Genomic DNA, 4,052 nt, shown 5'->3' with positions numbered 1-4,052 from the left:
CCCGATCCAGATCGCGCTGTGGAAGTCGGCCCCGGCACTGGCCGCCGGCAACGCGATGATCTTCAAGCCCAGCGAAGTGACCCCCCTCAGCGTCCTGAAGCTGGCCGAAATCTACACCGAAGCCGGTCTGCCCGACGGCGTCTTCAATGTCGTCCAGGGCGACGGACGGGTCGGAGCGCTGCTGGCCGAGCATCCCGGCATCGAGAAGATCTCCTTCACCGGCGGCGTCGAAACCGGCCGCAAGGTGATGGCTTCGGCCGGCGGTTCCTCGCTGAAGGAAGTGACGATGGAATTGGGCGGCAAGTCGCCGCTGATCGTCTTCGCCGACGCCGACCTCGACCGTGCCGCCGACATCGCGATGATGGCGAACTTCTACAGTTCCGGTCAGGTCTGCACCAACGGCACCCGCGTCTTCGTCCACAGCTCGGTCATGCCCGACATCGAAGCCCGGCTGCTGGAGCGGGTGAAGCGCATCCGCCTCGGCGATCCGCTCGACCCGGAGACCAATTTCGGCCCGCTCTCCAGCTTCGGCCATATGGAAAAGGTGCTCCGCTACATAGCGCTGGGCCGCGAGCAGGGCGCCCGGCTGCTGGCCGGCGGCAACCGCGTCCAGCGCTCCCCCTTCGACAAGGGCGCCTTCGTCGAACCGACGATCTTCACCGATTGCCGCGACGACATGTCGATCGTGCGCGAGGAAATCTTCGGTCCGGTCATGAGCCTGCTGACCTTCGATTGGGAAGAAGAGGTGATCCGACGAGCCAACGCCACCTCCTACGGCCTAGCCGCCGGTCTGGTGACGGAGAGCCTGAACACGGCGCACCGGGTGATCCACCAGCTCGAAGCCGGTATCTGCTGGATCAACAGCTGGGGCGAGTCCCCGGCGGAAATGCCGGTCGGCGGCTACAAGCAGTCCGGTATCGGCCGCGAGAACGGCACCGGCACGCTGGAGCACTACACCAGGATCAAGTCGATCCAGGTCGAGCTTGGGGCCTTCCAGTCCGTCTTCTGATCTTCCGTATTTGCGGCAGGCCGCCTTTCAGTCCTTTGAACGCCCAGGGTTTTCCAGGAGGAATTGAACTCATGACCACCATCAAGGAGTTCGACTACATCATCGTCGGCGCTGGATCGGCCGGCAATGTCCTGGCTGCGCGGCTGACCGAGGACGAAGGCGTCAGCGTCCTGCTGCTGGAGGCGGGCGGTCCCGACTACCGTCTGGACTTCCGTACCCAGATGCCGGCAGCATTGGCCTTTCCGCTCCAGGGCCGGCGCTACAACTGGGCCTTCCTGACCGATCCCGAGCCCCACATGAACAACCGCCGCATGGAATGCGGGCGGGGCAAGGGGCTTGGCGGCTCCTCGCTGATCAACGGCATGTGCTACATCCGGGGCAACGCGCTGGACTACGACAACTGGGCCAACGAGTTCGGCCTGGACGGCTGGAGCTACCGCGACTGCCTGCCCTACTTCAAGAAGGCGGAAAGCCGCGACATCGGCCCCAACGAGTATCACGGCGGCGACGGCCCGGTCAGCGTCGCCACCCCGAAGAACCACAACAATCCGCTTTACCACGCCATGATCGAGGCGGGCGTCCAGGCTGGATATCCGCACACCGACGATCTGAACGGCTATCAGCAGGAAGGTTTCGGCCCGATGGACCGGACCGTCACGCCGAACGGCCGGCGCGCCAGCACGGCGCGGGGATATCTCGACATGGCGAAGGGCCGCCCCGGCCTGACCATCGTCACCCATGCGCTGACCGACCGCATCCTGTTCGACGGCAAGCGCGCCATCGGCGTCGCCTACCTGCACAAGGACGAGCCGGTCACGGCGCATGCCCGCCGGGAAGTGCTGGTCTGCGCCGGCGCCATCGCGTCGCCGGCCATCCTCCAGCGCTCCGGCCTCGGCGCCTCCACGCTGCTGAACGAGCTGGGCGTTGCGCAGGTGGCCGACATTCCCGGCGTCGGCGCAAATCTCCAGGATCACCTGGAGATGTACCTGCAATATGAATGCACCCAGCCGATATCATTGTATCCGGCGCTGAAATGGTACAACCAGCCGGCCATCGGGGCGGAGTGGCTGTTCATGGGCACCGGCACGGGAGCCAGCAACCAGTTCGAGGCAGGCGGCTTCATCCGGTCGGACGAGAGCTTCGCCTGGCCGAACATCCAGTACCATTTCCTGCCGGTCGCGATTAACTACAACGGCAGCAACGCGGTCAACGCCCACGGCTTCCAAGCTCATGTCGGGTCCATGCGTTCGCCCAGCCGGGGCCGCATCCGCGCCAGGTCCAGGGACCCGCGCGAAGCGCCGAGCATCCTGTTCAACTACATGTCCGAGGAGCAGGACTGGCAGGAATTCCGCGCCGGCATCCGGATCACCCGCGAGATCATCAGGCAGAAGGCGCTGGACCCCTATCGCGGGCGGGAGATCAGCCCCGGCGTCGATTTCCAGTCCGACGCCGAGCTGGACGAGTTCGTCCGCCAGCACGGCGAGACGGCGTACCACCCGTCCTGCTCCTGCCGGATGGGCACCGACGACATGGCCGTGGTGGACGGGCAGGGCAGGGTCCACGGCGTCGAAGCGCTGCGGGTGATCGACGCGTCGATCATGCCGCTGATCACGACCGGCAATCTCAACGCCCCGACCATCATGATGGCCGAGAAGCTGGCCGACGCGATCCGGGGACGTGCCCCCCTGGTGCGGGCCGACGTGCCCTATTTCGTCGCCGGCGACACTCCGGCGCGGCGTCAGGGAGAGTTGCCGGCCTATCGTTCGGCCGGCTGAGCTTAGCGCTTTCGGATGATGCTTGCGGCGGCTCTTGCTTTTGGGACGCACTGAAGATGAATGTTTCGAGACAAAGCTGATTGGTGATCCACACGTACTGGAGAGGTCTCTCGTTCCATGGGCCAAGTCGTGAGCACGCCTGAGACTGTGGGGTTCCTGCTGGTTCCCCGGTTCTCGATGATCGCGTTCACGGCGGCCCTGGAGCCGCTTCGGCTGGCCAACCACATCAGCGGCCGGCAACTATACCGCTGGGTGCTGCTCTCGCCTGAAGGCGGGGTGGGGGAGGCCAGTTGCGGCCTCCGCATCGCGGTGGATCACGCGATGGACGCGGCGCCCGCATTTCCCACGCTCATCGTGTGCAGCGGCGTCGACGGGCACTGGTACGACGACCGACGCGTCCTGTCCTGGCTGCGCCGCCGGGCGGCGGAGGGCGTGGACCTGGGATCGGTCTGCACCGCCAGCCATATCCTTGCCCGCGCCGGGCTGCTCAACGGCTACCGCTGCACGATCCATTGGGAAAACCTGGCGGGCTTTACCGAGACCTATCCGGAGATCGAGGCGACCGGCGAGCTGTTCAACATCGACCGCAATCGCTTCACCTGCGCCGGCGGCACCGCCGCGATGGACATGATGCTGTACCGCATCGCCACCACCCATGGCGAGAAGCTGGCGGTGTCCATCGCCGAACAGCTCCTCCACGACAAGATCCGCCAGGGCTCGGTGCGCCAGCACGTCGCGATCCAGCCCAATCCCGGCATCGACCGCGAGGAATTGGCCGCCGCCGTCAAGCTGATGCAGGAGAACATCGAGGAGCCGCTCGACCTTCTGGCCCTGTCGGCCCAGCTCGGCCAGTCGCGCCGCAACGTCGAGCGGCTGTTCCGCAAGTTCATGAACTGCTCGCCCGCCCGCTACTACCTGGGCCTGCGGCTCCAGCGCGCGCGCCAGCTTCTCTGCCAGACCAAGATGTCGGTCATGGAAGTGGCGATAAGCTGCGGCTTCGTGTCCGCGACCCATTTCAGCAAGTGCTACCGCGACTACTTCGGCGTGGCCCCGCGCAACGACCAGAGCAGCCACCGGGTCCGCCACCTGATCGAGCCGGTCCGGCAGATGGCAGGCGTCAAATGAACGCCATATGGGACCGGAGCCACGACCACAGCCACGGGCGCGCCGGCCTGTCGGTCGGGTTCATCCTGACCAACAACTTCACGCTGACGGCGCTCTCCACCTTCATGGACGCGTTGCGGCTTGCAGCCGACGACGGCGACGGC

Annotated in this window: 3 protein-coding genes; all 3 read left to right on the top strand. The window is 65.9% G+C overall.

Features of this window, described 5'->3' with window-relative positions:
* Positions 1–1,009, top strand: a 1,009-nt coding sequence (gene betB, locus AC5JJ6_RS02260; protein WP_496040485.1) for a betaine-aldehyde dehydrogenase, incomplete at its 5' end; no start/stop codon positions are given.
* Between the two features lie 71 nt (positions 1,010–1,080).
* Positions 1,081–2,784, top strand: a complete 1,704-nt coding sequence (gene betA, locus AC5JJ6_RS02255) for a choline dehydrogenase (RefSeq protein ID WP_496040484.1) — start codon at positions 1,081–1,083, stop codon at positions 2,782–2,784.
* A gap of 117 nt (positions 2,785–2,901) precedes the next feature.
* Positions 2,902–3,909: a GlxA family transcriptional regulator gene (locus tag AC5JJ6_RS02250; protein WP_496040483.1), complete on the top strand. Its 1,008-nt coding sequence runs from the start codon at positions 2,902–2,904 to the stop codon at positions 3,907–3,909.
* The last annotated feature ends 143 nt before the right edge of the window (positions 3,910–4,052 follow it).

The organism is Skermanella sp. (assembly GCF_059503625.1).
Note: the sequence above shows the minus strand (reverse complement) of the source record. Positions and strands in the feature narration are given on the sequence as shown.

Coding starts and splice junctions, on each gene's coding strand:
- betA (WP_496040484.1), top strand. CDS start 1,081: ATGACCACCATCAAGGAGTTCGACTACATCATCGTCGGCGCTGGATCG.
- AC5JJ6_RS02250 (WP_496040483.1), top strand. CDS start 2,902: ATGGGCCAAGTCGTGAGCACGCCTGAGACTGTGGGGTTCCTGCTGGTT.